We start from the raw sequence: 21,564 nt of genomic DNA, 5'->3' as shown, positions 1-21,564 counted from the left end.
TCAGCGCTCGCTGAGGGCAACGGGCAACGGCTCCGAGGATTCAGGCTCGCTGGAGGCGTTGGAACCCTGACTGATGACCTCGAGGTCGATCTGGTTTCGCAGAACATCCACATTGATCACGCGCACCTGAACGGCGTCGCCGAGTTGATAGGTCTGACGGTTCTTGCGCCCGACCAAGCGATTCTGGCGTGATCTGTATTCGTACCAGTCATCGTTGAGGGAGCTCACATGAACCAGCCCCTCAGCGCGACTCTCACCAACTTCAACGAAAAAGCCATAGCTCTGCACACCACTGATGCGGCCTTCCACCTGTTGGCCGATCAGGGGCTGGGCTGAACGAGCCTGGATCATCGACAGCAGATCCTTTTCCAGTTCCAACACCTGACGCCGAAGGGTGTTGAGCCGCTGCACGGTGCGCTCATTCACCAATCCGTTCAGTTTCTCGTCCTGCGATGCCGTGAACAGGGGCCATGTGAGATCAGCACCGGCACCCTTGAGCCCAAGCTTCAGGCGTGTCTTGTGACGCACGGTTGGACGATCCTTGGCATCTGTCAGCAGCGCAACGATCACCTGTTGATTCACCAGGTGGACGTAGTGCTGGGTGGCACAAGTCCATGGGGTTAGTGAAGTATTGGGGCTGGTCGAAGCAGCCTCTTTCCCATCGGAATCTGCAGCCGCCGGGGTGACTTCTTTTGATGCCACAAAGCTGAGCGGTGGCAGGGCATGACTGAGCTGCTGTTCAAGCACCCGACGTTGAAGGCTGTCTTTGAACACCTGAATCAGTTCAGTAGCTGATGGGCAACCATCGTCATCCAACTCAAGAGGTAGATCCAGGGCAATGGCTGTCTTCGCCACATCGGTCAGCACGCTGCCATCAGGTTCATCCGCCTCAATGGTGATCCCAGGCAATTGCAGATCGAGTCGTTGTGCGGTCCATGCACGATCAGCAGCCCTCAACAGAGGCTGAAGGAAGGCATGGGGGTCCACCGGGTTGAACGCATCAACCCAGCGATGCCGCAAACCTGATGGATCTGCGCTGCGCAAGTCACCAAGGGCATCCAGCTGCGGAGGGCAGAGGTTGAGTTGCACAACCCCGCTAATGCGCTCTTGCTCCAATAGCAGCGTGCAGCAGAACCGCAGGGTCTCCAACTGACCGAGCTGGTCTTTGATCGGTTTGAGCACCGCAGGAATGCTGCGCGCCTTGGGTTTGCGTTCCGCAAGGGCGATCAACTGCTCAGCGCTGACGTCGGCGACGGGCCGCACCGAGCTCAGCATGAACTCCCAATTGCTCACCTCACCGTTGGCTGAGATGTCGAGCTGAACGCTGATGGCGTCAGCCTCGGAGCCGGCGGAGAATCTGGTGGCCTTGTTGAGGGCCGGAGTCAGCAGGGGTTGCCAGACTTGACCGAGGCAAAGCGCTTCGCCGCGATCGCGCAGGCAGGTATCAAGGCTGTTGCCCAACCCGATCCGCTCCCCCACGCTGGGCACATGGACCCAGAGGCGACAACCACCGTCCATGGGCTCAACATGCACGGCAGGCAAACCCGGCGCATCCTCCTGTGTCCAGCCCTTGAGAAGCAGCGAAGGTTGCGCGGTGAGATCGACCCGGCCCTTAGCCGCAGGGTTTTTGCCAGAGCTTCGGGGTGCCGCCGGACGGTCCTGAAGTCCAGCCTTGGTCAGCAGCAGATCTCGATCTGCTGCTGGTCCGCCGTTGAGCGGGAGAGATCGCACAACATGACCAACCGCAGCATGCTGAGCCAAGGGATAGCGATCGATGCGCACCTCGACAACGCTGGAGACTTCATCGCCTGGGAGATGCTTCGAATCCTCTGCTGGTAGCTCAATGCCAGCGAGCACCCTGTCATCCAAGGGGGCAGCCAACAGCTGCTCGCTCTGCTGCTCCACCTGAGCCAGGAGCGATTGAGTGGCCCTTTCAAGGATGCACTGGACGCCACCTTCTGGTGAGCGGCGGCGTCCGCCCTCCCTCGTCACCCGCACCAGCACACGATCGCCATTCCAGGCGTGGTTGAGCTGATGGTCTCGGATATAGATATCCTCGCCGCCGTCATCGCGAATAGCGAAGCAGAAGCCTTTGCTGCTGCAACGCAGGCGGGCATCAATCAGGTCGCTCTCTTGGGGTCGTTTGAGAGCACCCCCGCTCGTCTGCTCGATTACACCGATCTTGACGAGTGATGAAACGGCAAGCTCAAGCGATGCCTTATCCGTCTTGTTGCTGAGCTTGAGGATCTTGGCCAGTTGGTCTGGCTCGGAGGGATGCTCTGTCGAGAGCTGATCCAGCAGATCGGCAACCGTAAATTTCATCGTGGCGTGCGCAGAAACCGACCATCAGGGTCGGGAGAGACGGAAGGGGCGGCCGACGCTGTTCAGCAGGCCATGCGGAGTCAGCCCTTCAATACCCATCCTAGGACTCGGGAGTTTGATCCCCGTCCGCGGCGGGTTCCGTCTCACGGAACAGAGGAACCAGCAAACGGCCACCGATTACAAGGAAACCCAGCGAGGCCAACAGCTGAAGCAGGTCGCTCGGAATCACCGTCGCAACGGATCCACCTGCAAAGGCCCCGAGCAAACTGGCCAGAACCAACGCGGATGATGAGCCCAGAAATACGGCCAGGGGGCGATTGGACGTGCCACTGATGGCCACGGTGGCGAGTTGGGTCTTATCACCGAGTTCGGCCAAGAACACGGTCAAGAAGGTGGAAATCAGAAGTGGAAAATCCATCGTCAGCTCGCGGCATTAAGCCAAAGGGAACGGGCTGCCTGGAGACCCAGCCAGATGCCAAGCGCCACCATCAGCACTCCAGCCATCAGTTCAAGACGCTCAGGCGGAAGGGTTTTGGCCAACCATTGACCCACGAGAACGCCCACAAGGCTGGAGGCAATCAACGCCAGCGCGGCACCAATGAACACCAGAACCGGTGAGCCGGACTGGGCGGAGAGCAACAGCGTCGCTAACTGTGTTTTGTCGCCAAGTTCAGCAATAAAGACCGTGGTGAAGGTGCTGAACAAAACGGCAGCAAAGCTGCGCGACTCAGGGCTGGTTTGCTCACTCATCGATAGAACCTCCCGCGGTCTGAGCGCGCTTGAACCTACGCATCACGCCACTACGACCGCCATAGGTGCTGCGGATTTGCTGGTGGCAACAAGCGATGGCGAAGGTGTCAAATTGATCATCGGGAACGTCAAACAGCCGGCCCAGGCCACTGACACGACAGAAGTCAGGACGCTCCTCATAAATCGTGCAGTGCTGACTCCCCGTGTCGTAATGAATGCACCATCCGTCGGGCCCGACCATGGCCAGATAGGTGCGCTGTTGTTCTTCGCTCAAGGCCGCCAGGGCATCGGCCCGTTCTTCTGGAGCGAGCCGGCAACAGGCTCCGCAGTGTTTGATGCAGGTCCATTGCGGCGTCTCCCTACTCATGACTGAAGCTGTGACAAGCCATCACAGAGATCAGAACAAATCCGTCGCACTCGGGACAGAGCCCCGTAGCCTGGGAGGCGTAACGATTTCGGATAGCGCTGCAACGCCATGGGCTTTGACATTCACCTGATCGCCAACTTTGCCGCCCTGGCGATGATCACCATTGCCGGTCCTGCTGTCATCTTCATCCTCTTCTATCGTCGCGGCGCGCTCTGATCGCATCGCTTAAGGACGAAGCCCCAATCCCAGACAGGCTTCTTCGATCAACTGAATCACCCGTTGATCCCTCGCCAGGTCGTCGTCACTGGTGAGGGATTCTTCTTGTTCGATGCTCGCCTGAAGCGTCTCACCCTCGCCATTGGTGAGCGTCAGCCCTGTGCTTTCCGTCCTGCGGGCGATGTATTGCCGTGTGCCGCGATCAATCATCACCAACTCGGTATGGGCGCGGATTGCTTTGAGCTCCAGTTGGAGACGCTGTTCGCCCTGCCAACGGTTGACCGAAATGCTGTAGGCCACGTCACAGCATTCGGGGACAGATGCCGATGGATCCCATCGCCAGGCAATGGCGCGACGCTCACTCTCCCGTTGGCGCAGCGTCAGGGCCAGGTGTCCTCCCTTGAGGTCGCGTCGATCCTCAACGCTCACTCCCCGTGACCAGAACAGCGGTTTCGGATGACCGATGCCGAAGGGGGCCAGAGATTGCAGGTGGCGCCACAGATCCCAGTTCACATCCTTCAACTGCAGGAGAGCGTCAGGCTGCACGGGACGCCCCTGAGTCTGGGTGATAAGCCAGCTATCGGCCTCGGCGCAGAGGCGCTCATGCAGGGCGTTCACTAGCTCAGCTCTCACGGTGAATCCCCCTGCAGCGGGATGGCCTCCAAAACGGTTCAACAGATCACTGCAATTGGAGAGGGCACGATCCACAGCGAAACCGATCGGTCCCCGCACGGAAGCCCGCAGGCTTCCATCACCATCACCGGCCAGAAGAGCGGTGGGTCGGTGATAACGCTCCATCAGACGCGCAGCCACGATGCCAATCACCCCGTGGTGCCAGTGACTTTGGGCCAGCAGCAGAAAGGACGGAAGTGCCTCATTTCTCTCCGCTTCCACCAGAGCCACTGCCTCCGCTTCAATCGCGTCGCAGAGGTCCCGTCGCTGACGGTTGTAATCATCACAACGGCGTGCCAGGGCCATCGCTGAATCACGATCCTCAGCTGTGAGCAGATCCACGACAAGCTTCGGCTCGCCGAGACGACCGACGGCATTGATGCGTGGTGCAAGCTGAAACCCAATGTCCTCGGCTGTCAGCGGGCGTTCTCCCAAACCGGCAAGGCGCTGAAGTGCTTGCAAGCCCTTGCAATCGGAACGGTGCAGGTGGTTCAGCCCCTCGAGCAACCAACTGCGGTTGGCCCCCACCAGCGGAGCCATATCGGCAACCGTGCCGATACAAAAAAGATCCCGGGCAACGCGGATGGCCTCTGGTTTGTTCAGCACCTCGGCAACGGCATTGGCAAGCACATAGGCCAGGCCCACACCTGCCAAGCCCCGGTAGGGCGAGCCATCCGGAGTGGTGGCCGGGTGAATGAGTGCGGTCATTGGCGGCCGTTCCGCCGGGATGGTGTGGTGATCGGTCACGATCACCTGCATAATCAAACTCGCGGCCAGTTCAAGGGCTTCCCTCGCGGCTACTCCGTTATCAACGGTTACCAGAAGCCGTACTCCATCGTCGTAGAGGCGCTGCACCATGGCGGGATTGAGGCCATATCCCTCCTCCATCCGCGACGGAATCGCTGGCTCCGGCTGAGCACCCAGCGGGGCCAACGCCCGCAATAAAAGAGCTGTACTAGTCATCCCATCGGCGTCGTAATCACCACAGATGGCGACACGCTCACGAGATCGGCAGGCAGCCACCAGACGGGCGCAGGCCTGATCGAGATCGGGGAAATGATCGCGAGTGGGTGGCAGATCACCAGGGGAGAGAAATCTCTCGGCCTCGGATGTTGAGCTGAATCCCCTTCGCCGCAGCACACAGCGCAGCGCCAGCGGCAAATCAAGCCCTCGCAGTGGGGATGGTTCCACAACGGCTGGAAGGGACCAGGACCAATGGAGCGGAACAGCCGGCAAGGGAACGCAATAAGGGGTGATGTCCCAGCATTGTGGCGTTGCTGCTCCTCAAGGTGAACAGACTTTCGGCGGTCTTTTGGGATGTGGATGGCACCTTGGCCGACACGGAAATGGGCGGTCATCGACCGGCCTTCAACATGGCCTTCAAAGAACTGGATCTCCCCTTCGTGTGGGATGAAGAGCTGTACAACAAGCTTCTGGCGATTCCTGGCGGGATCCGCAGAGTGAAGTTTCACGCTGAAGCCTGTGGGATGACCCTCAGCCAGGACCAACTGGACCAGGTGCGTGATCGCAAACGCTTGCATTACTTGGAACGGGTCCACGAAGGACACGTTCATCTGCGCCCCGGTGTGAAGAGGCTTTTGCATGAGCTGAGCCACGCCGGAGTGAAGCAGTGGATCGTCACCTCCAGCGGAACGGCGTCGGTGATGGCACTGCTGAAACAGATCCAGAAGCAGATCCCTAGCTTTGATGGAGTGGTGGCATCGGATGACGTTGCTTCAGGCAAGCCAGCACCGGACGGCTACCTTCTCGCTCTCAAACGCAGTGGGGCCAACAGTGCTGCCAGCCTCGCTGTCGAAGATTCTGCTGCTGGTCTCTCGGCCGCAAGAGCCGCAGGTCTGCGATGTCTGCTGACCCCCTCCCCCTGGGATGCCGAAGCCCTGCGTAATTCCTGTGACGAGGCAGCTGCAGTGTTGGAACACCTGGGGGACCCTGGACAACCAACGACCGTCCTTTCGGGTGCCTCTTGCCAGGAGGGGGCAGTGACGCTGAAGTATCTGGAGACCCTGCTGTCGGTGCCGGATCGATGAGCTCAATCCAGCGCACACGTCTGGCGGGGCTTCAAAACAGTTGGGGTGCAGGGATCCGTCGTTCTTGGTCTGGACCCTGGTGGCGCCGCAGCGCCACGTTGCTACTGCTTCTGCTTGGATTTTTTATTGGCAGCAACCTCCCCGTTTACATCCTGGACGCTGTTCAGCTGAGGACATATACGGCGTTTTGTGCACTCATCGCCTGTGAATTGATGGTTCTTGGGCGTCGTCGTCTTCCCTGGCTCGACAACCTGCGGCTTGGATTTGTTTACGCCGTTGTTCTGGAGGCGTTCAAAGTTGGATCCTGAGGGTCAACGTGTCATTCCCAGCAGCGATCAGCAACGGTTGCTTCAGCATCTCGGGTTGGGCAACGTCGAAAGTTGGTTTGCTCAACAGCGCAATTCCGGGCGTCATCGGGTCGCCCTCGATCACTGGCATCCCAAAGCTGCACCGGATTGGCTGTGGTCAGTTGGTTTGCCTGTTCTGAGTCTGGGGGAACAATGGCTGGGAGAGCGCCGTCTGCTCGGACTCAGTGCTTTGCCGGGATGTGGGAAGACCACTCTGGGGCTATGGATTGAAGCCGCGGCAAAGGCACTTGGCCTCTCCATCCAGGTGGTGTCGCTGGATGATTTTTATTTCGAGGCCGAACGGCTTGATGCGGCCACACGCGGCAACCCCTGGGGTGTGCCTCGCGCACTTCCTGGCAGCCATGACCTGGAGCTTTTGCAGAATTGTCTCCAGGCATGGCGCCAGGGTGACCACGTCTTGATGCCCTGCTTCGACAAAGCCAAACGACAAGGACGTGGAGATCGCAGCGGTTGGCGCCGTTGCGATGCCGACCTGCTGATTTTTGAGGGTTGGTTTGTGGGATGCAGATCAAGTGCCGACCCAACGGCAGTTGAGCCCCATCTCGAGATCCCCCTGTCGTCGCAGGAATTGGAGTGGCGCCAGAAGCTGCAACCTGTGCTCGCCCTCTACGAAGCCACCTGGAGTTGTTTCGATCAACTCTGGCAACTGCGAGCGACAGACTTCAACGCTCCATGGCGATGGAAACGACAACAGGAAGCCACCCTTCAGGCGGAACGGGGTGCATCACTTTCCAATTCCGAACTGGATAGATTCGTCCGCATGATTCTCTGCTCGCTGCCATCGAGCAGTTTTCAAAAAATGCGAGCGGATGTTGTTTTGGAGGTGGATCCAGATCGAAACCTGAGACGAATCCACCTCCAGGGTGCGGATCAGGCTTCGGCGTCTTCGGACTCACTCACCGGGTAGACAAATCCCTGAGCACGGCCACTCAGCACAGATTTGCCAATGGACATGGCGCGCTGGGCGGCAATGGCTGCCTTGCCCTTCCAGGTGGCGCTGCGCTGGTTGCGCTTGGCCTTGGATGTTTTCTTCTTCGGGACGGCCATTGCGCCTGATGTATTTCCAAACCGAGATTGTCTCGTTTGGAACCCCCTTGCGTCAAATCGCTAGGCTCCGTGAAGCGCAGCGACGACGTGGCACCAGGTTCGGACGGCTCCAGTGGTTCCGCGGCCCCTCAGAAGGTTCAACCTTCCTCGATGCAGGGTTTTTGGACAAAGCAGGACGCGGTGAGTTATTCCACCCTGCTGAACGATATCGATGCAAAAGAGATCAAACAGTTGGATCTCGTACCGGGCAGCAGGGAGGTCAGGGTCCAATACAACGATGGCCGAAAGGTCACCGTTCCCGTTTTCGCCAACGACAACCAAATCCTTCGAGCAGCTGAGAGCTCTGGCACGCCTCTGACGGTTGTTGATATCCGCCGTGAACAAGCAGGACGCGAACTAGCCGGGACCCTGGTGATGGTTCTGCTGGTGCTGGTCGGCCTATCACTCCTGCTGAAGCGTTCAGCTCAGATGGCAAATCGGGCTTTGGGTTTTGGGCGAAGTCAACCTCGCTTAAAACCTCAGGAAGACCTGCAGATTCGTTTTGAAGACGTAGCCGGCCTTAACGATGCGCGGCTTGAACTTGAGGAGGTGGTCACCTTCCTCAAGCAGCCTGAGGCCTTCATTCGGCTTGGCGCCAAGATCCCGCGGGGGGTTCTGTTGGTCGGGCCCCCTGGAACCGGGAAAACGCTTCTTGCTAAGGCGATTGCTGGGGAGGCGGGCGTGCCGTTCTTCTCGATCGCGGCTTCAGAGTTTGTTGAGCTTTTTGTGGGTGTCGGCGCCAGCAGAGTTCGCGATTTGTTCCGCCAAGCCAAGGAAAAGTCTCCCTGCATTGTTTTCATCGATGAGATTGATGCGGTTGGTCGCCAGCGGGGTGCTGGCATCGGCGGCGGCAACGATGAACGCGAACAGACCCTCAACCAACTCCTAACGGAGATGGATGGTTTTGAGGAAAACTCGGGCGTCATTCTGCTGGCGGCCACAAACCGTGCCGACGTTCTTGACGCCGCATTGCTGCGTCCAGGCCGCTTCGACCGGCGTATTGAGGTGGGCCTTCCTGATCGCCGAGGTCGCGAGGCCATTCTCGCCGTGCATGCGCGAACACGACCCCTCGATGACTCGGTTTCGCTGTCGGATTGGGCGAGCCGAACTCCTGGATTTTCCGGTGCAGATCTGGCCAATCTGCTGAACGAAGCGGCGATCCTCACGGCGCGCCAGAACATGCTGCGCATCGGTCAGTTCCAGTTGGAGGGGGCCTTGGAGCGGATCACCATGGGGCTCAGCAATCGCCCCTTGCAGGACAGCGCCAAAAAACGGCTCATCGCTTACCACGAAGTTGGCCATGCCCTGGTGGCAAGTCTTCTGCCGGCTGCTAACGCAGTGGACAAGGTCACGATTCTTCCCCGTGGCGGAGCCGGTGGTTACACCCGTTTCATGCCCGATGAGGAAGTTCTGGATTTCGGTTTGATTACCCGCTCGTCCTGCCTGGCTGATCTGGTGGTGGCCCTCGGTGGGCGGGCAGCAGAGCAGGTGGTTTTCGGATCGCTCGAGATCACCCAGGGGGCCAGTGGAGATCTCCAGATGGTGGCTCAACTCGCACGAGAGATGGTGACGCGCTTCGGCTTTTCCAACCTCGGGCCCATGGCCCTTGAGGGCCCGGGTTCGGAAGTGTTTCTTGGACGCGACTGGTTCAACCAACGGCCGAGTTACGCCGAATCCACAGGCCAGGCCATCGATGCTCAAATCCGCCAGCTCGCCAAGAGTGCTCTGGCACAAGCCATCGCTTTGCTGGAGCCACGCCGTGAGTTGATGGATCAAGTGGTGGACGTTTTGATTGCCGAGGAAACGATCAACGGTGATCGGTTCCGAGACATCGCTGGCCTCCCATGAGACGCCTCCTCCCTCTGCTGCCGCTGGTTGTTGTTGCAGCCCGGATGCAGATCGAGTGGCTCTGGTTCGATCAGTTCGCCTGGACTGACGTTCTTCTAAAGCGCTGGTTTCTGCAGCTTCTCTTCGCTGGGTTGGCCATGCTGCCACTGCTGGTAGCCAGGTCCTGGTCCAGGCAATTCAAACAACAGACGTCGAGCACATCCCAAGGGATAAGCCTGACCGGATGGTCCTACGGATTTGCTCTGTTGATCAGTGCTGGTGTGGTGCTGATCAGTGCATCGCTAACGCTGGATCTATTGGCGCTGGCCATCAATGACCCGTTTCAGCTGGGGGAGTGGCGGCCAAAACTTGGGCCGAATATTCGAATCGACTCAGCTACAGGAGTCGTTCAGGCGTCATTGATAGCTCTGGCGATGGCCTGGCCGCGGTTGAGGCCATGGTTGGCACGAGTCATTGCAGCCTCTCTGGTCGTTGTCGTGAGCCGCGCCTGGAGCATCTGGTCGCTGGCCCTCTGGATTCCTGATGAATCCACAAAAGACCCCTTGCTTGCAGCCGATCTCAGCTTTGGGTTGGGGCGCTTTGCCGGATTGCATCTGGCCCTGGAACTGCTGATCTTGGGTACCGCATTCACCCTCGTCTTTGAGCTCTGGCGTGTTCTGGCTGGTTTGAAAGCAATCTCTGACTGGGCCAGTCCAATCTTTTCGCGGCGACAGATTCAGCTAATAAGGTCCTTGTCAGCGCTTCTGCTGCTTGGAGCAGCGGGTCTGGTGTGGTTATCGAGGCATCAGCTCCTGTGGACCCAACACGGCCTGGTGGCCGGGGCGGGATGGCTGCAGGCTCACCTCACCCTGCCGTTGCGTGATGTCGCCACACTCCTACTCGTGCTGATCGCTGTTGCAATTCTGTTGCCCTGTCGGCGACGGCTGCGTCAGGGACTTGCATTGACCTTGGCGTCGATCGTGGCGCTGGAAATGGTCGCCACACCTCTGACCCGCTGGCTCGTAGTGCGGCCAAGAGAATTTGCTTTGCAAGAGCGTTATCTCAAAAATGCCATTGAGGCCACGCAATGGGGCTTCCATTTGGATCAAATCAAGAGTCGAGTCGATGACCCCTCAAGGTTCAGCGCCGCTGATCGTGAGCAAGGCGCCAGCACTCTCGAAAATGTCCGTCTCTGGGACAGCGGTCCACTGCTTGAAGCAAACCGCCAATTGCAACAGCTGAGGGTCTACTACCGCTTTTCCAATGCAGCGGTTGATCGTTATCCGCTGAATCAAGACAGCGATTCATCCCAGCAAGTGATTGTCTCGGCGCGCGAATTGGATCAATCCGCACTACCGCGTCGCTCCAAAACTTGGCAGAACCGTCATTTCATCTTCACCCACGGTTATGGCTTCACCGTTAGTCCGGTGAATGAACGCAGGGACGATGGTCTCCCCTCTTATTTCATCAAAGGTTTGGGCACGGAAACGAAAATTACTGGAAATCCAGCATTGGGTATTGAACGATCTGAGGTTCAGGAAGAAATTCCCGTCGGCGATGCTGCGCTCTATTACGGGATGCTCCCTTCCCCCTATGCCATCGCTCCGACAGATATCGCGGAATTTGATTACCCCGAAGGGGATATCAATGTGATGACGCACTACAAGGGATCAGGTGGGGTATCAATAAGATCTTGGCTCCAACGGTGCGCAGCAGCGGTTTATCTGAATGAACCTAGATTGCTATTCACAAACGCGATCAACGTTGATTCCAAACTATTGATCAGGCGTGACGTGCGCAGCCGCGTCAAAGCGATTGCACCCTTCATTGATTTTCGTGGTGAGCCCTATCTCATCTCCATTCCCAATTCTGAGCTCGACAGTTCCAACACGACCTACGCGACATCGGATCAACGCCCACAACATCAGTATTGGGTTGTTGAGGGGTACACCCACAGCACGACCCTGGCCTATAGCGCGGCGGTCTCACCAGATGATCCTGATCGGTATTTAAGAAACTCAGTGAAGGCAATCGTCGATGCTTACAACGGCAGCATTCAATTCTTCATTTCAGAACCAGAAGATCCGATTGTGAGCGCCTGGACACGCATCTTCCCAGATTTATTTGAACCAATGAAGGCAATGCCGCAACTGGTTCGTGATCACCGCAGAGTTCCTGAGGATTTCTTCAATGTTCAAGTGAATCAACTGAAGCGATATCACGTTACCGATCCCCAAATCTTCTACAACGGCGATGATGTTTGGCAGGTTCCTAGTGAGATCTATGGGGGAAAAAAAATTGATGTTGAGCCGTATCACATCACGGCACAGGTTCAAGGCAACGACAATTCCGAATTTCTTCTACTCCAACCGCTTACCCCGCTAGCCCGGCCAAATCTTACAGCGTGGTTGGTGGCTCGAAACGACGGTGATCACTATGGTGAATTGGAATTGATCGATTTTCCGAAGGACAAAATTATCCTCGGCCCGGAACAAGTTCAGGCGCTTATTCATCAGGATCCAGATGTAAGCGAACAGTTTGGCCTTTGGGATCAGGACGATCTAGAACTCGTGCAAGGAAATCTTCTTGTGCTTCCCGTTGGCTCCGGACTCCTTTACGTGGAACCGGTGTATTTGCGCACTAGGAAGGTGGGGCTACCTTCATTAGCCAGAATTGTTGTCAGTGACGGACGGTTGATTGCCATGGACCAGAACTTAAATCTCGCTTTGGATCAACTCATGAAAAAAAGCTCTACCCGATTGACGGGCAGAGCTTAAGAAAATACCAATTTGGTTAACTGAAGGATCAGCCGATGGAGGAGAAGTACTCCTTCGAACCCTTGGGATCAGGCTTCATGGTCTTTTCACCAGGAGTCCAGTTGGCAGGGCAAACCTCGTCGGGGTTGGATTGCACGTACTGGAAGGCCTGCAGAACCCGAAGAGTCTCATCCACGTTGCGACCAACAGGCAGGTTGTTGATGGTGGCGTGCATGATCACACCATCGGGGTCAATGATGAACAGACCGCGCAGGGCAACACCCTCAGCGTCATCAAGAACGTTGTAAGCCGTGGAGATTTCCTTCTTCAGGTCGGCAACGAGGGGATAATTGATGTCGCCCAGGCCGCCCTGATTGCGAGGGGTCTGAATCCAGGCCAGGTGGCTGAACTGGCTGTCCACGGAAACGCCGAGGACCTCGGTGTTCTTGCTGGAGAAATCGGCGTAGCGATCGCTGAAGGCCGTGATTTCAGTCGGGCAGACGAAGGTGAAATCCAGCGGATAAAAGAACAGCACCACATACTTGCCCCGGTACTGGGACAGGGTGACTTCCTTAAACTCTTGGTCCACCACTGCGGTGGCTGTGAAATCAGGGGCCTGCTGGCCCACACGCAAGCAACCGGTGTCGGTCATGTTCGGGGAGAGAATGAGTGAGCTGAAGGCCGCAATCGACTTAACACGTAGTCGAATCGACTTCCAGATTCATGTTTCAACCTATCACGGATGTTGCCCCCCGTCGCCATAAACTCAGACGATGACTGACAGATTCACCAGCTGGGACCCAGCTCTCCTGCGCAAGTTCAGCTCTACCGGACATTTCCGTCTGCTGAACCAGCTGAAAGGAGATCTGCGCAAGAAACCCCTGGATCGAGACAAGCGCACTGGGCAGCTGAAAAGCTTGGGAGGCAATCGCGGAACAAGCCGACGGTCGTCCCCCTCAAGGGTTGCCGAACCAGCACCTTTACCTGCACCGACACCTGTTGTTGAGACCGCCACGCCTCATATCAGTGATGACCAGCCGAGATCCTTCCGGGACCGCCTGAATGCCATCGACATGCGCTGAGGGTGAACCCCGAGATGTATGATGGGCACTGGCCTGAAGGGCCTACGTCAGAGTAGCTCAGCTGGTTAGAGCACAGGATTCATAACCCTGAGGTCGGGAGTTCAAGTCTCCCCTCTGACATTCATTTAATCAAGCTGGCGAGCAACCTGCTCTCTAACGGCTTGGCTATGAGATTGATTGGTTCAGGCTTTTTGCGTTGGCAACTTGACCAGAGGATTGAGAGCAGCGCCACCGGCCCGACGGATTTCAAAATGAAGGTGAGGTCCGGTGCTTCGTCCGGTACTTCCCATCAGTGAAATGCGAGAACCACGAGGAACAATCTGCCCTTTTTTAACCAAAAGACGGCTGTTGTGGGCATAACGCGTGGATTCGCCATCACTGTGGGCGATTTCAACCAGATAGCCGTAGGCGCCTCTCCAGCCGGCGAAAGAAACGATTCCATCACGGGCAGCAACAACGGGCGTTCCGGTGTTGTTGGCGATATCAATGCCTTTGTGCATGCGTCCCCAGCGCCACCCATAACCGGACGTGAAAACCCCCTTGGTGGGCCACTGGTAACCAACAATCGGCGGCTTCAGGCTGTCGGGCTGGTCGGCTGAAGACAACAGAGGGCGATCTGGCCAGGCACCGCCTCCACTGCTGAGAGGGCGAACAGCCAGGATTGACTGACCCGAAGAGGCTTCAGCGATCTGCAGTTCCTGGCCAATCGTCAAAGCACTGAGCTGAAGGCCTGGATTCCAACTCAACAGCTGCTTTTGCGTAACGCCATGGCGTTTGAGGAACGACGCCAGAGAGTCTCCGGTCTTGATATTGGCCGTGGCGCTTACGGGAGGTGGGGCAACTATCGGAAGTGTCTGACGTTCACTGGAATGATTGAGTGACGACAACGTCACGGCAGAAACCCGTGCGGAGTCCGGAAGGGAAAGCCAGCTTTCTTTTTCAAAAACGTGGGTGCTTGGCACGTTGTTCAACGAGGCCAGCACTTCACGATCGAGCTTCAACAGCTCAGCGAAACGCCGCAGGGACGTGGCACGAACGACCTTGAACCAGATCTGACTGCTCGATTCAACTTTGCTGACAACAGCAACGGGATCGTTCAGGAAAAGAGCTGGCAGAGGAGGCGGCTCGGCAAGATCAAAGGTGGCGTTATCGGCAATACCGGGCAGGGAGCTCCACAAACCCAATGACACAACAGGGGCTACTGCAGCTGCCAAAGCAAGCGATGCGCGCATGAAAACCCAGAGACGCGTTGAAGGTAACGAGCCGAACATCCCGTCGCAAGGGGGTTTGGAGCAGTGGTGGGATCACCACAACCGCAACTGCTCTCCAGCGGCGTAGGTCACCAATGCAGAAGCCACCGAAAGGTTGAGGCTGCGTACGCCTCCCTGGCCAGCGTCATCAGCAGCTCCAGGCATTGGAATCGTGAGGATGCTGTCGCAGGCTTCGCGCACCGGTTCAGGCAACCCCGTGTCTTCCCGGCCAAACAGAAGAACATCCCCTCGTCGAAACGTAAACGACGAGAGCGATGAACCACCACGACGACTGCAACCGATCAACCTCTGCTCAGGTCGAAGCTCAGCTTGAAACTCCGGGAAGTTCGAAGCAATCGAAAGCTGAACGTGGGGCCAGTAATCGAGACCGGCACGGCGAACGCTGCGGTCATCCACCTTGAAGCCAAGGGGTTCAATCAAGGTCAACGGAACTCTGAAAGCTGCCGAAGTACGGGCAATGTTGCCGGTGTTCGGTGGGATCTGGGGCTCGAACAGGGCAATACGCAGGGGGGCAAACTCAGTCATGGCACCACCTGGCCGAGAGCATGAAGATCCAGAGCGCGACCCTGGAGAACCAGCCAGGCGGCGCTGGCGACGCTGTCCAGGGCTTGCGCAAGGCTTCCAAGACGATCCCGGAACAAGCCACCGATGCGTGTTGGGGGAACAACGCCCCAGCCTGTCTCTTCGATCACCAGAACAAAGATGCAATGCGATGACCTGATCGAGGCGATCAACCGTTCACAGAGCTGATCCCACTCCAAGGCACTTAGGTCCAAGTGATGGGCAACGAATCCTCCAAGCGCGTCAATCAGAACAGATTGGCCTGGAGCAAGGTTGTCGATGACGTTCACCAGCTCTGCTCCGCATTCAGCGACGCTCCAGTGGTCGGGTCGACGCTGCTGGTGGACCTCCAGTCGCTTCTGCCAATCAGGATCACCCGGTCGGGTGGCAGCTGTGGCGATGTAGGTCACAACAGGGTGGTGATGCAAAAGATGCTCAGCCCAACGGCTCTTTCCACTGCGGGCTGGTCCGCTGACCAGAATCAAGCGGCTGGTCTGACCGGCTACGTGTGGCTCCATATGCAACCTGGGTTCAACCACCGCCATTCATCCCCTTCAGCGTCGCGACGGAAGACGGAGAAACACGGTTGAGATATCTGAAAATCCAATACTTGAAGATCGTCGCTAACACCACTGGGAATGTCGCGATGAAGAGATTGACAAAACTCTGGCTGGAGGGAAGACCGAAATGGTCGGCAATCCCTTCCAGCAGCACCGACCAACCTTCCGGGCTGTGGTAACCAACGAAGATGTCGGTGAACAAGATGATGGCGAAGGCCTTGGCGGAATCACTCAGCCCGTAAACAGCCTCATCCACAAAACCTCGAAGAACCCGCAGTTCATCGCGGCTCATAAAACACACCACGGCGAAAGCAATCAGGCCGGTCAAATCTGCAAAGACGTTTTTGATGGCCTTGAGACTTTCCTGATCAGCATCGTGCTTGAGTTCAGTCGCCTTTTCGGTGAGCTTGTCGCGCAGAGCACCATTATCCAGAGGCTGGACGCCTTTGAGGAAGGCATCGAATTCCAATTCTTGCTTGTAGATCCGAAGTTTTTCAGCTGCCCTCTCTTCCAACTGAGGCTTGGGATAACTAAGAAAAGGAAGTTCAGGTGAAAGCTGATTCACAGCAGGGGAGATCAGATAGGTCCCCGCAATCTGCTGAACCAGTAAGGGAACAAGAACGAGAAGCAGCAGAACCTTCAGTGAAATCAGCGTGCTGTCCCGCCGGCGTCGATAACCTTCAACCAAGTTGTCCTCGGTTGAAGGATCCAATTGAAGTCGAATGCTGTCGAAGACGCCGAGAAGCGAACGAGGCAGGGCATCCGGTGAGCGGCTGATCGACGGCGAACTGCTTGATCGTTGCGATCCATAACGGCTCACAACGGATTCAATCAGTTGGAGTTGACGCAACTCCTGGGAATCCAGTTGGCCCTGTTGGTCCGAGAGATTGGCTGCTGAATTACGGCAAATGGCCAGCGCCGTTTTGAAGCGTCGCAAAATCGTGGCCTGAACAGAGCGAGGAACGGAGAGCTTGAGGTCCGGCCGGATCTGCCGGTCGCCGTAGTACTCCAATTCCAAGCTTTGGATGAGAAGAGCCGCTTCATAACCACGCTCAAGATCACTCGAGAGTTCGATGGATTGGCTATTGCTGAACAGGTTGATCCAGTTTCGGCGGCTCATCGCAGACAGGTCATCAGCGCGAGAACACCCACCAGGTGGCCATCGGAATGATGGTTCCAAGAACCAACAAAATGATCACCCACTTGGTGGCATCACTCTCAGCGGTTTCAGCCTTGGTGGGAATATTGGTAGGTAGTGTGACCCGTTCGATTTCCTTCGGAGGGCCTGGATCCTCCCCACCAGAGAGAACAATTGAAAGTCGGGTGAGGCCATCAACAGAGGCCTGGCGATAACGATCGCCCTCACGCAGGGGCACAGTCATGGTTGTCCGCGCGGTGCTCTTCAGCAGGCTCGAAGGAAGTTGTGCTTCAAGCTCCTGATTTGCGACCACGGCGGAACGCTTGTTGGAGGTTTCGATCAACATCAAAAGCAATGGATTGCCGCTGGGCGAGCTCCACATCTCGAGGAGTTCCTCACCGAAGCTGTTCAAGTTGATGCCGTAATCCAAACGCCGCAGGGTGATCAAGCGGGCATCCACCCGTTGATCATCAAAACTGCGCAATTTCACTTCCAATTCACCACGGCTGGCGCGGCTGAACACGTCGGCATCGTCGATAACCAGCGCATCTGGCAGGCTTCCACCCAGCGCGGCAGGTGAGATCGCCAGACTGGCAGGGGCACAGAGAAGAAGACAGAACCCGAAGCTGAGCAGGCTGGCCAACAGGCGTCTGGCGGAACGAGGCATCCCTTCAAGCGTTATGACTCCCTCAGTCTGCCGTTAGCTGTCCAGCATGTCGCGGTTGAGGGCTGCAATTGCCTCAATAATCATGCGGGCCTCGTTCTCGGGCACAGCCATTCGACGGGTGAGCTGATCCAGGAGGTCGGTCTCCTCCGCTGTGATCTTGCGGTCGGCATGCACCAGATGCGCTGCCACGGCCAGGGCCGACTGCTGCTGTGGTCGATTGAGCTGCGGCAAAGCGGAGGCGATCAAGCCCTGAACGCCCTGCTTCCGTAACAGCTGAAGCAGGCGATCAAACAATTCACCCATCTCAGCTTCAGAGCAGTCGCTGTAGAGCGATCGGTTCTCCAGCTGACAGCGCAAGGCATGGGCTTCATCCCGCCCCAACTTGCCGTCACAGGCAACAGCGGCGAGGGCAATGGCGGCAAAAGCCTCGGGAGTCGTCATGGCAGAGACGCACATATCCGTATTTGAGCAGGATGATTACGTTCTGACAGTGCTCTTCGTTGATGCCAGGTCCCGCCCGAGCCGTTCTGATCTGTGCGCTTTTGTTGCTCGGTCTGACCGTGACCAATGCGGGGTTAGCGGAGACCGTGACACCCGAACTGCAAAGAGCAGAGGTTTTGGCGGGGATGGCAGCGGTTGGGTTGATGTTGGTGGCGGTGCTCTGGACACGGGCCAATCCCAAATCAACGGAGAAGGTTCCATTGAAGGGAGAGCAGGGACTGGTGATAGGGGATCAGTTCAGCGAGGACCAACAACAAGAGCTGGCCTGGGGCAGCCACATGCTGCTGACGGCAACGCCAGCGGCATCCGTCCTCGTGCTGTGGCGCAAGCAGGTCGTGTTACGTCGAGGCCTGATCAGTCAGGACTCGTTTCAGCCAGGCCCGATCACCAAACGGGCTCTAGAGCGTGACCAAACCATCTCCCTGGTGAACACAACACTTTTTCCGGGCCGAGCGGAATTCGACGCGATGCTGCCGTCACTCCCTGCCATCGTTGTATGCCCCATGGGAAACGAGGGAGCCGTGATCGTGGGGGGTTGGTCGCCCCGTTGCTTCACTTGCTCGGATGAGCGATGGATTGAGGGCTGGGCCCAGCGGCTCAGAACGACACTTGGGGCCGGCGAGGTTTCTCCTGTGCCGCCGGACTCAGCTTGATCCTGGATTCAACCCTCGCTCCGGATTGGCCGAAACGAATCTCTCCATCATCAGAAATCATGGCCTCCATGCGTGATGCCCGAGTGATCTGCTCAGGCTTGGTCCGCTGAAGAACCACATCGCCATCAGCCACAAGCCGTTCACTGCGCCAGTTCCATGCACACCGACGAGCCGTAAGCGTTTCCGACTTCTGCTCCACGCGACAGTTCCTGGAAATGATCACGGTGCCAGTGCGCTCATCAAGCTTGAACCCGCCGCCCTGCACTTTGCTGTTTTTCAAATCAGCCTGAACGGGTTGATCGGATTGAAGTTGCTTCGCAGAAAACAGCCAACGCGTCCGTCCGGCAGTGATCCGACCCCGTTCGCTTTCGAGCACAAGCGTGACCGGTTTTTGAAGGTCGAGGTAGCCCTTGCGGGTATTGCCATCCAGCCCTGATGCATTGAGTGTCCGGCCATCACTGCGCACGGCCTCCACCGGACCAGGCGCTTGCATCAAACCGCTCTTGAGATTCCAGGTTCCGCTGCCTCCGCGCACCACTGTGGAAGCAGCATCTGTTCCATCCACACGGTTCAGCTGGGTTGGGCCGCTGAACACCAGCACTTCGGTGTCCTGCTGGAAGGCCAGCTCGCGGGATCGAATTTGCGTCTGGCCATCATTGGCCGTTGGCCGTTGATTGATCACCATCCTCGACTGCGATGGCGTCCAAATCAGATTGTCCCCCTTAATCGTCAGCCCCCGTCGGTTCAGCTGCTGCAGATGCACCGATCCTTCAAGAACGACGAGTTCTCCATCCCTCAACACCGTGGCGAGATCGGCAGTGATCCGGTAGTGCGGTTGATCGTCTCCATAGAGAACGCCCTCAGGATTTCGTGCACGGATGGTTCGACTGCTCAAGTCGTAACGCGCCTCGGGGCTTGTGAGATCCCAGTCACGGTTGCCGTCGTCGGTCCGTTGACTCAAATCCAGCGATCGAAAAACGAAGGAAGGCGTGGGTTCAACCGTGATTGGACGCCGAGTCGCGCAAGCGGTCAGCAATGCACTTGCCACAAGGGCTGCCGTCAGACCACAACGCGACAAGCGACCCAGCATGCTTTGTTTAGAGGGGTTCATCCAGTTCCAACCGCTGCATCACCGGTGTTGGCTTCGGCAGCACAGAACCGCTGCTCAGCCTGCCCCAATTGAGCTGATTCGACCAGTTGTTTGGATCCAAGCTCTGCCCAAGCTGGGTAAGAATCCGCCCGCTGAGGTCGGGCAAAAGCGGGGCAAGCAGAAGCCCAACGATGCGGGTGGTTTCCAGCACAGCAAACAAATCTTCGGCAACGCTCGCCTCTTGACCGGGTTCCTTCATGCGACTCCAGGGCGCCGTGTCATTGAGATGACCGTTCGCAGAAATCGCCAACTGAAGGATCGACTCGGCCGCGGTCTTGAACGCAAGCTGCGGCATCGCCTGAATCACCGTACTGACGGTTTCCGCAGCCTTGATAGCCATGGGATGGTCAGCACTTGAGGCTGTTCCTGCCGGAGGGACGCCTTCATCGAACCACTTGCGGGCCATCGACGAGGTGCGGTTGAGCAGGTTGCCGATGGTGTTGGCGAGGTCGTTGTTGACGAGATCCACAAAGCGTTGTTGTTGAAAATCTCCGTCGTCTCCGAATTGGATGTCGCGCAATAGATACCAACGAACGGCATCGGTGCCGCATCGTTCCAGCAACAATTCCGGGTCCAGCACGTTGCCAAGGGATTTGCCCATCTTCTGGCCCTCCCTGGTGAGGAAGCCATGGCCAAACACCTTTTGCGGCACCGGCAGCCCTGCAGACATGCACATGGCAGGCCAGAAGACAGCATGAAAGCGAAGAATGTCCTTACCGATCACGTGCACGGAGGCGGGCCAACCGCAGGAGGCAAGCCGATCCAGTGACACCGCTTCGCCGTCATCGAGAAGTGCTGTGAGATAGCCCAGCAGGGCGTCAAACCAGACGTAGAAGGTGTGACCGGGATGGTCAGGTACTGGAAGGCCCCAGGACACATTCACCCGTGAAATGGAGAAGTCGCGCAATCCTTGGGCGACGAAATTGCGCACTTCCTGTCGTCTGCTGGCAGGCGCGATGAAGTCATCCCGAGCCACCAACTCTTCAATGGCAGATTGATAGCGAGAGAGCCGAAAGAAGAGGTTCTCCTCATCGCGCCATTCCAGAGGCTTGCGGTGGATCGAACAGGAAGGCGACTCCGCCTCGGCCGGATCGTCCTTGTATTCCTCGCAATCAACGCAGTACCAGCCGGTCTGTTTACCGACAACAATGTCGCCGGATGCCTTCACCCGTTCGTAGAACTGCTCCACCAACTCCAAATGGCGCGGGTTGGTGGTGCGCACGAAGCGATCGTCGGAAATCCCCCACTGATTCCAGAGATCGCGGTAGCGGCTGCTGACGCGGTCGCAGTGATCTTGCGGGCTCAGCTGCTGACGTTCTGCCGTGCGTTGAATCTTCTGACCGTGCTCATCAACCCCGGTTACGAAGGTCACCTTCTCCAGCCGGAGTCGCTCGAAGCGAGCCAGGGCGTCACAGGCGAGGGTCGTGTAGGTGCTGCCCAGATGGGGACGATCGTTGACGTAATAGAGCGGAGTCGTAAGGGTGTAGGGCATCAGAAAAGTTCGAACTCCGCTGCACCGCAGCGACGACAGACTCTAACGAGCATGCCCATCGCGCTCCACGCCAAACC

General features: G+C 57.5%; 23 protein-coding genes and 1 tRNA gene. 9 read left to right on the top strand and 15 right to left on the bottom strand.

The genetic code is table 11. From position 1 onward, the window contains the following. The 4 genes from FZX09_RS03005 to FZX09_RS02990 all read right to left on the bottom strand — a co-directional run bounded on the left by FZX09_RS03005 (position 1) and on the right by FZX09_RS02990 (position 3,439). The gene (locus FZX09_RS03005) at positions 1–2,322 is read right to left on the bottom strand and encodes an RNB domain-containing ribonuclease (RefSeq protein ID WP_226399858.1); all 2,322 of its coding nucleotides are present in this window, start codon (positions 2,320–2,322) and stop codon (positions 1–3) included. A 100-nt stretch (positions 2,323–2,422) separates the two neighbouring features. Beyond that, positions 2,423–2,740: a TMEM165/GDT1 family protein gene (locus tag FZX09_RS03000; RefSeq protein ID WP_226399856.1), complete on the bottom strand. Its 318-nt coding sequence runs from the start codon at positions 2,738–2,740 to the stop codon at positions 2,423–2,425. A gap of 2 nt (positions 2,741–2,742) precedes the next feature. Continuing rightward, entirely contained in the window at positions 2,743–3,072 is a 330-nt protein-coding gene (locus tag FZX09_RS02995; protein WP_226399841.1) for a TMEM165/GDT1 family protein, read from the bottom strand. After that, positions 3,065–3,439, bottom strand: coding sequence for a YkgJ family cysteine cluster protein (locus FZX09_RS02990; protein ID WP_226399839.1), 375 nt, complete (start codon positions 3,437–3,439; stop codon positions 3,065–3,067). The genes FZX09_RS02995 and FZX09_RS02990 overlap by 8 nt, the downstream gene beginning before the upstream one ends. A 108-nt stretch (positions 3,440–3,547) precedes the next feature. Between FZX09_RS02990 and psb30 the strand changes: the two genes are divergently transcribed. Beyond that, positions 3,548–3,655, top strand: coding sequence for a photosystem II reaction center protein Ycf12/Psb30 (gene psb30, locus FZX09_RS02985; protein ID WP_025362280.1), 108 nt, complete (start codon positions 3,548–3,550; stop codon positions 3,653–3,655). Between the two features lie 9 nt (positions 3,656–3,664). Here psb30 and recJ read toward each other — a convergent pair whose 3' ends face one another. Further along, entirely contained in the window at positions 3,665–5,518 is a 1,854-nt protein-coding gene (recJ, locus tag FZX09_RS02980) for a single-stranded-DNA-specific exonuclease RecJ (RefSeq protein WP_226399837.1), read from the bottom strand. A 77-nt stretch (positions 5,519–5,595) separates the two neighbouring features. Between recJ and FZX09_RS02975 the strand changes: the two genes are divergently transcribed. From FZX09_RS02975 to FZX09_RS02965, 3 genes are read left to right on the top strand one after another with little or no spacing between them, the layout of a single operon-like run. Then, positions 5,596–6,375, top strand: a complete 780-nt coding sequence (locus tag FZX09_RS02975) for an HAD-IA family hydrolase (RefSeq protein WP_226399835.1) — start codon at positions 5,596–5,598, stop codon at positions 6,373–6,375. Beyond that, a complete protein-coding gene (locus tag FZX09_RS02970; RefSeq protein ID WP_226399833.1) occupies positions 6,372–6,683 on the top strand; it encodes a DUF565 domain-containing protein in 312 nt (103 codons plus the stop codon). The genes FZX09_RS02975 and FZX09_RS02970 overlap by 4 nt, the downstream gene beginning before the upstream one ends. Then, a complete protein-coding gene (locus FZX09_RS02965) occupies positions 6,673–7,650 on the top strand; it encodes a phosphoribulokinase (RefSeq protein ID WP_226399831.1) in 978 nt (325 codons plus the stop codon). Before FZX09_RS02970 ends, FZX09_RS02965 begins: the two co-directional genes overlap by 11 nt. Here the strand turns inward: FZX09_RS02965 and rpmF are convergent. Next, positions 7,614–7,790, bottom strand: coding sequence for a 50S ribosomal protein L32 (rpmF, locus tag FZX09_RS02960; protein WP_226399829.1), 177 nt, complete (start codon positions 7,788–7,790; stop codon positions 7,614–7,616). The genes FZX09_RS02965 and rpmF overlap by 37 nt on opposite strands. A gap of 87 nt (positions 7,791–7,877) precedes the next feature. Here rpmF and ftsH point away from each other — a divergent pair, with 87 nt between their 5' ends. Both ftsH and FZX09_RS02950 read left to right on the top strand, forming a co-directional pair. After that, positions 7,878–9,677 carry an ATP-dependent zinc metalloprotease FtsH gene (gene ftsH, locus FZX09_RS02955; protein WP_226399827.1) on the top strand — a complete coding sequence of 600 codons (1,800 nt, stop codon included), beginning with the start codon at positions 7,878–7,880 and terminating at the stop codon, positions 9,675–9,677. Beyond that, positions 9,674–12,433, top strand: a complete 2,760-nt coding sequence (locus FZX09_RS02950) for a UPF0182 family protein (RefSeq protein WP_226399825.1) — start codon at positions 9,674–9,676, stop codon at positions 12,431–12,433. The genes ftsH and FZX09_RS02950 overlap by 4 nt, the downstream gene beginning before the upstream one ends. Positions 12,434–12,461: 28 nt before the next feature. Here the strand turns inward: FZX09_RS02950 and FZX09_RS02945 are convergent, their stop codons facing one another. After that, positions 12,462–13,064: a peroxiredoxin gene (locus FZX09_RS02945; protein ID WP_226399823.1), complete on the bottom strand. Its 603-nt coding sequence runs from the start codon at positions 13,062–13,064 to the stop codon at positions 12,462–12,464. 121 nt (positions 13,065–13,185) lie between these two features. On the opposite strand from FZX09_RS02945, the gene FZX09_RS02940 reads away from it, so the two are divergent. Further along, complete coding sequence (locus FZX09_RS02940; RefSeq protein WP_226399821.1) at positions 13,186–13,494, top strand: hypothetical protein; 309 nt, start codon at positions 13,186–13,188, stop codon at positions 13,492–13,494. A 46-nt stretch (positions 13,495–13,540) separates the two neighbouring features. After that, positions 13,541–13,614 (top strand) — tRNA-Met (locus FZX09_RS02935). Between the two features lie 62 nt (positions 13,615–13,676). Here FZX09_RS02935 and FZX09_RS02930 read toward each other — a convergent pair. The 6 genes from FZX09_RS02930 to FZX09_RS02905 all read right to left on the bottom strand — a co-directional run bounded on the left by FZX09_RS02930 (position 13,677) and on the right by FZX09_RS02905 (position 18,132). Next, positions 13,677–14,726 (bottom strand): M23 family metallopeptidase, encoded by a 1,050-nt coding sequence (locus FZX09_RS02930; protein ID WP_226399819.1) that lies wholly within the window; start codon positions 14,724–14,726, stop codon positions 13,677–13,679. 72 nt (positions 14,727–14,798) lie between these two features. Then, the gene (locus tag FZX09_RS02925; RefSeq protein WP_226399817.1) at positions 14,799–15,290 is read right to left on the bottom strand and encodes a tRNA (cytidine(34)-2'-O)-methyltransferase; all 492 of its coding nucleotides are present in this window, start codon (positions 15,288–15,290) and stop codon (positions 14,799–14,801) included. Beyond that, positions 15,287–15,844 carry a bifunctional adenosylcobinamide kinase/adenosylcobinamide-phosphate guanylyltransferase gene (cobU, locus tag FZX09_RS02920; protein ID WP_226399815.1) on the bottom strand — a complete coding sequence of 186 codons (558 nt, stop codon included), beginning with the start codon at positions 15,842–15,844 and terminating at the stop codon, positions 15,287–15,289. Before cobU ends, FZX09_RS02925 begins: the two co-directional genes overlap by 4 nt. 13 nt (positions 15,845–15,857) lie before the next feature. Continuing rightward, entirely contained in the window at positions 15,858–17,006 is a 1,149-nt protein-coding gene (gene pxcA / locus FZX09_RS02915; protein WP_226399813.1) for a proton extrusion protein PcxA, read from the bottom strand. A 13-nt stretch (positions 17,007–17,019) separates the two neighbouring features. Beyond that, complete coding sequence (psb32, locus tag FZX09_RS02910) at positions 17,020–17,691, bottom strand: photosystem II repair protein Psb32 (RefSeq protein WP_226399811.1); 672 nt, start codon at positions 17,689–17,691, stop codon at positions 17,020–17,022. 33 nt (positions 17,692–17,724) lie between these two features. After that, positions 17,725–18,132, bottom strand: coding sequence for a tellurite resistance TerB family protein (locus FZX09_RS02905; protein ID WP_226399809.1), 408 nt, complete (start codon positions 18,130–18,132; stop codon positions 17,725–17,727). 62 nt (positions 18,133–18,194) lie between these two features. On the opposite strand from FZX09_RS02905, the gene FZX09_RS02900 reads away from it, so the two are divergent. Then, a complete protein-coding gene (locus FZX09_RS02900; RefSeq protein WP_226399807.1) occupies positions 18,195–18,845 on the top strand; it encodes a cofactor assembly of complex C subunit B in 651 nt (216 codons plus the stop codon). Here the strand turns inward: FZX09_RS02900 and lptC are convergent. Beyond that, the gene (gene lptC, locus FZX09_RS02895) at positions 18,790–19,935 is read right to left on the bottom strand and encodes an LPS export ABC transporter periplasmic protein LptC (protein WP_226400345.1); all 1,146 of its coding nucleotides are present in this window, start codon (positions 19,933–19,935) and stop codon (positions 18,790–18,792) included. The two genes, FZX09_RS02900 and lptC, sit on opposite strands and share 56 nt — an antisense overlap. A 7-nt stretch (positions 19,936–19,942) precedes the next feature. Next, positions 19,943–21,487, bottom strand: a complete 1,545-nt coding sequence (metG, locus tag FZX09_RS02890) for a methionine--tRNA ligase (protein WP_226399805.1) — start codon at positions 21,485–21,487, stop codon at positions 19,943–19,945. Positions 21,488–21,564: the final 77 nt, after the last annotated feature.

The sequence above is a fragment of the Synechococcus sp. MU1643 genome (assembly GCF_020514095.1).
GTDB lineage: Bacteria > Cyanobacteriota > Cyanobacteriia > PCC-6307 > Cyanobiaceae > Parasynechococcus.
Note: the sequence above shows the minus strand (reverse complement) of the source record. Positions and strands in the feature narration are given on the sequence as shown.

Coding starts and splice junctions, on each gene's coding strand:
- FZX09_RS03000 (WP_226399856.1), bottom strand. CDS start 2,740: ATGGATTTTCCACTTCTGATTTCCACCTTCTTGACCGTGTTCTTGGCC.
- FZX09_RS02900 (WP_226399807.1), top strand. CDS start 18,195: ATGCCAGGTCCCGCCCGAGCCGTTCTGATCTGTGCGCTTTTGTTGCTC.
- pxcA (WP_226399813.1), bottom strand. CDS start 17,006: ATGAGCCGCCGAAACTGGATCAACCTGTTCAGCAATAGCCAATCCATC.
- cobU (WP_226399815.1), bottom strand. CDS start 15,844: ATGGAGCCACACGTAGCCGGTCAGACCAGCCGCTTGATTCTGGTCAGC.
- FZX09_RS02940 (WP_226399821.1), top strand. CDS start 13,186: ATGACTGACAGATTCACCAGCTGGGACCCAGCTCTCCTGCGCAAGTTC.
- FZX09_RS02995 (WP_226399841.1), bottom strand. CDS start 3,072: ATGAGTGAGCAAACCAGCCCTGAGTCGCGCAGCTTTGCTGCCGTTTTG.
- FZX09_RS02945 (WP_226399823.1), bottom strand. CDS start 13,064: ATGACCGACACCGGTTGCTTGCGTGTGGGCCAGCAGGCCCCTGATTTC.
- FZX09_RS02925 (WP_226399817.1), bottom strand. CDS start 15,290: ATGACTGAGTTTGCCCCCCTGCGTATTGCCCTGTTCGAGCCCCAGATC.
- FZX09_RS02990 (WP_226399839.1), bottom strand. CDS start 3,439: ATGAGTAGGGAGACGCCGCAATGGACCTGCATCAAACACTGCGGAGCC.
- rpmF (WP_226399829.1), bottom strand. CDS start 7,790: ATGGCCGTCCCGAAGAAGAAAACATCCAAGGCCAAGCGCAACCAGCGC.
- FZX09_RS02970 (WP_226399833.1), top strand. CDS start 6,372: ATGAGCTCAATCCAGCGCACACGTCTGGCGGGGCTTCAAAACAGTTGG.
- FZX09_RS02930 (WP_226399819.1), bottom strand. CDS start 14,726: ATGCGCGCATCGCTTGCTTTGGCAGCTGCAGTAGCCCCTGTTGTGTCA.
- FZX09_RS02905 (WP_226399809.1), bottom strand. CDS start 18,132: ATGACGACTCCCGAGGCTTTTGCCGCCATTGCCCTCGCCGCTGTTGCC.
- FZX09_RS02950 (WP_226399825.1), top strand. CDS start 9,674: ATGAGACGCCTCCTCCCTCTGCTGCCGCTGGTTGTTGTTGCAGCCCGG.
- FZX09_RS03005 (WP_226399858.1), bottom strand. CDS start 2,322: ATGAAATTTACGGTTGCCGATCTGCTGGATCAGCTCTCGACAGAGCAT.
- psb32 (WP_226399811.1), bottom strand. CDS start 17,691: ATGCCTCGTTCCGCCAGACGCCTGTTGGCCAGCCTGCTCAGCTTCGGG.
- metG (WP_226399805.1), bottom strand. CDS start 21,487: ATGCCCTACACCCTTACGACTCCGCTCTATTACGTCAACGATCGTCCC.
- psb30 (WP_025362280.1), top strand. CDS start 3,548: ATGGGCTTTGACATTCACCTGATCGCCAACTTTGCCGCCCTGGCGATG.
- lptC (WP_226400345.1), bottom strand. CDS start 19,935: ATGCTGGGTCGCTTGTCGCGTTGTGGTCTGACGGCAGCCCTTGTGGCA.